This window comes from Nonomuraea sp. NPDC001684 (assembly GCF_053596515.1).
Genome location: NZ_JBSFGJ010000829.1, coordinates 1 through 1805 on the forward strand (window position 1 = coordinate 1; position 1805 = coordinate 1805).

Annotated in this window: 1 protein-coding gene; it reads right to left on the bottom strand. The window is 67.6% G+C overall.

What is annotated here, in order from left to right:
• Nucleotides 1-1805 (bottom strand): DNA-directed RNA polymerase subunit beta (gene rpoB / locus ACWCSD_RS52255; RefSeq protein WP_449927315.1); only part of this gene is annotated, 1805 nt, incomplete at both ends.

Genomic DNA, 1805 nt, shown 5'->3' on the forward strand with positions numbered 1-1805 from the left:
AACGGCATGTCCTCGACCGGCAGGATCTTGGAGATGACGCCCTTGTTGCCGTGACGGCCGGCCAGCTTGTCACCGTCGGTGATCTTACGCTTCTGGGCCACGTAGACGCGGACCAGCTCGTTGACGCCCGGCGGGAGCTCGTCGCCCTCGTCGCGGCTGAACACGCGCACGCCGATGACCTTGCCCTGCTCGCCGTGCGGCACCTTCAGCGAGGTGTCGCGGACCTCGCGGGCCTTCTCACCGAAGATGGCGCGCAGCAGCCGCTCCTCCGGGGTCAGCTCGGTCTCGCCCTTCGGGGTGACCTTGCCGACCAGGATGTCGCCGGGCACGACCTCGGCGCCGATCCGGATGATGCCGCGCTCGTCGAGGTCGGCCAGGACCTCTTCCGACACGTTGGGGATGTCCCGGGTGATCTCCTCCGGGCCCAGCTTGGTGTCGCGGGCGTCGACCTCGTGCTCCTCGATGTGGATCGAGGACAGGACGTCGTCCTGGACCAGGCGCTGGGACAGGATGATGGCGTCTTCGTAGTTGTGGCCCTCCCACGGCATGAACGCCACGAGCAGGTTCTTGCCGAGCGCCATCTCACCGTTGTCGGTGCAGGGGCCGTCGGCGATGACCTGGTTGACCTCGACCCGGTCGCCCTCGGCGACGATGGGCTTCTGGTTGAAGGAGGTGCCCTGGTTGGAGCGCTTGAACTTGGCGACCCGGTACGTCGTACGCGTGCCGTCGTCGTTCATGACGGTGACGTAGTCGGCCGAGACCTCCTCGACCACGCCGGCCTTCTCGGCGCTGATGACGTCGCCGGCGTCGGTCGCGGCACGGTACTCCATGCCGGTGCCGACCAGCGGCGCCTCGCTCTTGAGCAGCGGCACCGACTGGCGCTGCATGTTGGAGCCCATGAGCGCGCGGTTGGCGTCGTCGTGCTCGAGGAAGGGGATCATCGCGGTGGCGACCGACACCATCTGGCGCGGCGACACGTCGATGTAGTCGACTTCCTCGGCACGGGCGAGCTCGGTCTCGCCGCCCTTGGTACGGACCAGGACGCGGGACTCGGCGAACGACCCGTCGGGGTTGAGCGTCGTGTTGGCCTGCGCCTTGACGTAGCGGTCTTCCTCGTCGGCCGTCAGGTAGTCGATCTGGTCGGTCACCCGGCCGTCGACGACCTTGCGGTAGGGCGTCTCGACGAAGCCGAAGGCGTTGATGCGGCCGTAGGAGGCCAGCGAGCCGATCAGACCGATGTTCGGGCCTTCAGGCGTCTCGATCGGGCACATCCGGCCGTAGTGGGACGGGTGCACGTCACGGACCTCGAAGCCGGCCCGCTCACGGGACAGACCACCGGGGCCGAGCGCGGACAGACGCCGCTTGTGCGTCAGGCCGGCCAGCGGGTTGGTCTGGTCCATGAACTGCGACAGCTGCGAGGTGCCGAAGAACTCCTTGATGGAGGCCACGACGGGACGGATGTTGATCAGGGTCTGCGGCGTGATCGCCTCGACGTCCTGGGTGGTCATCCGCTCGCGGACGACGCGCTCCATGCGGGCCAGGCCCAGGCGGACCTGGTTCTGGATGAGCTCGCCGACGCTGCGCAGGCGGCGGTTGCCGAAGTGGTCGATGTCGTCGACCTCGACGATCACCTCACCGTTGGCGCCCGGCATCGACTCCTCGCCCGCGTGCAGGCGGACGATGTACTCGATGGTGGCGACGATGTCCTCTTCGGTCAGCGTGCCCTGCGTGATCTCGGAGTCGACCCCGAGCTTCTTGTTGATCTTGTAGCGGCCCACCTTGGCCAGGTCGTACCGCTTGGGGTT